Below are 3,311 nucleotides of genomic sequence, written 5' to 3' on the forward strand. Positions count from 1 at the left end.
GGACCTGACCGGCGACGAGGCGACCGGCGCGCAGATCGTCAAGATCGCGCTGGACGCCCCGCTGCGGCAGATCGCCGTCAACGCCGGCCTCGAGGGTGGCGTGGTCGTCGAGCACGTCCGCAACATCGACCCGGGTCACGGCCTCAACGCCGCGACCGGTGAGTACGTGGACCTGCTGGCCGCGGGCATCATCGACCCGGCCAAGGTGACCCGCTCGGCGCTGCAGAACGCCGCGTCGATCGCGGCGCTCTTCCTCACCACCGAGGCCGTCGTGGCGGACAAGCCGGAGAAGACCCCGGCCGCCCCGGCTGGCCCGGGTGGCGGGGAGATGGACTTCTGAGTCCAGCTCCACCGAACGCCGAAAGGGGGCGGGCCGCGTCAGCGGTCCGCCCCCTTTCCGTATCTCACGTCGGCAGTGGCCGCTGGTTCCGTCGTTTCTGGGCCCGTCCGTACGGCTGCGGGATCCGAAGCGGCTCGTCGACCAGTTGCAGCGGTTCCTCGGCGGCCGGTTCGTCGACGCCGGTCATCTCCGCCAGTTGTTCGGCGTCGCCGTAGTCGAGCCGATCGAACGGCAGTTGCCCGGGCAGTTCGCCGACCGGTGGCCAATTCGCGGGTTGGTCGCCGGTCTGTTCGTCATCCGTGGTCATAGCTGCCTCCTCTACTTCAGCACGGTAGGAGGCGGTCGATGGGCCGCGTGGCCGAATGACGTTATTACCGTCTATATCCCTTTCGCCCTTTTTTGCTATTTCGCCGAGTCGATCGGTTTGCGATAGAGGAAGAACACCCGCTCGATCCGGGCGCCCGCGCTCCCCGAATAGAACGGCACCGGCCCCACCCAGCCGATCTGCGCCGCGCCGATTCCCGCCGCGGCCTGGTCCCGCAGGCAGCGGCGGAGCAGCACCCCGCCGATGCCCGAGCCCTCGGCCGCCGGCGCGGTACCCATCGGCCCGAACCAGCTCGGCCGCGACGAGCCGTACGCGGCGAAGCCGAGGACCTCGCCGTCCCGCTCCGCCAGGTGCGCCCCGGCTCCCGGCCGACCCACCGAACCGGCCAGCTCGCCGTCCCAGGCCCCGCCGAACGTGGTCCGGGCGAACGCGGTCAGCGCCGGCAGATCCGCCGGCTCGGCCCGGCGTACCGTCACGCCCTGGTCGGCCAGCCGGCGTTCCGCGTCCGCCGTCGAGCGCAGCGCCGGCGAGCCGTCCGCCAGGTCGGCGGTCATGTTCCAGGCGGTACGGTCCTGCCGGTAGCCCAGCCGCAGCGCCACGCAGACCGCCGGGGTGTACCGCACGTCGATGCCCGGCCAGGCGTAGTACGGCGGGTTGCCGGCCAGCAGCAGCTCGGTCGCGCCGAGCTCGGCGAGCCGCCGTTCCGCCTCCGCGAGCAGGGCCCGCCCGACGCCCCGGCGACGCTCCGCCGGGGCCACCGCCATCAGGTCCACGTGGCCGAGGCGGGCGTCCCGCTGCGACACCGACCCGACCAGCACCCCGACCAGCTCCGCTCCGCGGACCGCGCCGACCAGCACCACCGGCCGGTCCCCCGCCGCGCGGGTGACCAGGGCGTCCAGGATGGCCGGCGCCTCGGCGGCGTCCTCGGGCAGGTCCAGCGCCCGTCGACACAGGTCGACGACCGCGGGCAGTCGGTCGACGGCAAGCTCGATGATCTCCGCGTCCATGGTCGCCGACCCTAGGTCATCCGCCCGCCGGCGGCACCGCCCTACCGGCCCCGGCGCGCTCAGCCGGCCCGGGCGGCGCGGACGGCCGCGTACGCGTCGACCAGACCGGCACCGACCAGGTCCCCCTCGCCGCCGCAGGTGGCACCCGTCGGCACGGGGACGGGGGAGGCGGTGTCGCGCAGGATCTGCCGGGTCCGGGCCAGATCGCCGACCAGCGCCGGGTTCGCCGACCACATCAACGCGACCACTCCCGCCACCTGCGGCGTCGCCATCGACGTGCCGGCCAGGCTGGCGTAACCCCCACCCGGGTACGCGGACAGCACGTCCGCCCCGGGCGCGACCAGGTCCGGCTTCGCCGCTCCACCGGCCGTCGGACCCCGGCTGGAGAAGCGGGTGAGCTGCCGTGCCCGGTCCACCGCGCCGACGGTCAGCACGTCCGGGTAGGGCGCCGGCGGATCGGCGACCGAGCCGCAGTAGGGGCCGGTGTTCCCGGCCGCCGCGACCACCAGGATGCCGGCGGCGGCGAGCGCGGCGGTGGCCGGCCGTAGCGCCCCGGCGTCGCAACCCTCGATCGGCGGGCAGCCCCACGAGTTGGTCAGCAGGTCCGGCGCGCGGGCCGGTCGGCCGTCGGTGAACGGGTCGCCGCCGAACGGGAAGGGCGCCAGCATGAACTGCAGACAGTCCAGGTAGCGCGCCGGGTTGCCGAGGTTGCGGTCCAGGTTGACGCAGCCCACCCAGCGGGCGCCGGGGGCCACCCCGATGCCGTTCCGGCCCACCGCGCTGCCCGTGGTGTGGGTGCCGTGCCCGGCCTGGTCGTTCGGCGTCCGGGTGTGCGACCAGGGGTCGTACCAGGAGTCGTCGCCGCCCCGGAAGCCGCCGGCCAGCGCCGGATGCCGGCCGTCCACCCCCGAGTCCGAGCTGCCGACCACGATCCCGGCGCCGGTCACCCCCAGCTCGGACCAGACCCGGTCGGCGCCGAGCAGCGAGACGTTCCAGGCCGGTCCGGCCGGGGCGGGCAGGGTGCCGCGGGCCGGCCGGGCGGCCGCCGGCAGGGGACGCAGCCGCTGGCTGACCAGCACCCGGGCCACCTCGGGCCGACCGGAGAGCCAGGCCCGCACCGCCGGCCCACCGTCCGTCTCGATCGCGTTGACCAGGTAGTACGGCGTCGGGTGCAGGCGCAGCCGGGTCAGCTCCCGGCGCAGGTTTCCCTGGGTCCGGTGGGCCGTGGCGACCAGCCGCCGGTAGACCTCGGCTGCCCGGGCGTCCCGGCCGGCCCGACCGGGCGCGCCCGCCGGGATGCCGCTCAGATCGGCCTGTTCGCGAAGCACCACCAGCAGTCGTTCGCCGTAGAGGCCGGGCTGGCCGGGGACGGCGTACACCACGGCGACGGCGAGCAGCAGGGCGGCGACCGTCGCCCCGGCCACCCGGCGGTGCGGCGTACCGGCGCGCGGTCGGGCCAGCAGGACCCCGTACCCCACGGCGAGCAGCACCGCGACGGCGAGTGCGGCGCCGGTGGTGACCGCGACCCAGAACGGCACGTCCCGGCTGGCGGCCAGCACCACCGTGATCTCTTCCGGGTCGGCGAAGGCGAGCGGCCCGAGCAGCGCGAGCCCGACCAGCCAGCGGACCGGAGCGCGGC

At 75.4% G+C, this 3,311-nt stretch carries 4 protein-coding genes; 1 reads left to right on the forward strand and 3 read right to left on the reverse strand.

Annotated features, from left to right (window positions below; all coding sequences use genetic code 11):
• The coding region (locus tag DKL51_RS11025) for a TCP-1/cpn60 chaperonin family protein (RefSeq protein ID WP_311768031.1) at positions 1–340 on the forward strand (340 nt) is incomplete at its 5' end.
• Positions 341–404: 64 nt separating this feature from the next.
• Here DKL51_RS11025 and DKL51_RS11030 read toward each other — a convergent pair.
• From DKL51_RS11030 to DKL51_RS11040, 3 genes are all read right to left on the reverse strand, one after another.
• The gene (locus DKL51_RS11030) at positions 405–647 is read right to left on the reverse strand and encodes a hypothetical protein (RefSeq protein WP_109946644.1); all 243 of its coding nucleotides are present in this window, start codon (positions 645–647) and stop codon (positions 405–407) included.
• A gap of 95 nt (positions 648–742) precedes the next feature.
• Positions 743–1,672 carry a GNAT family N-acetyltransferase gene (locus DKL51_RS11035; protein ID WP_109946645.1) on the reverse strand — a complete coding sequence of 310 codons (930 nt, stop codon included), beginning with the start codon at positions 1,670–1,672 and terminating at the stop codon, positions 743–745.
• A 59-nt stretch (positions 1,673–1,731) separates the two neighbouring features.
• A partial coding sequence (locus tag DKL51_RS11040) for a S8 family serine peptidase (RefSeq protein WP_124812018.1) occupies positions 1,732–3,311 on the reverse strand: 1,580 nt, incomplete at its 5' end.

Origin of the sequence: Micromonospora globispora (genome assembly GCF_003857015.1) — a bacterium.
GTDB lineage: Bacteria > Actinomycetota > Actinomycetes > Mycobacteriales > Micromonosporaceae > Micromonospora > Micromonospora globispora.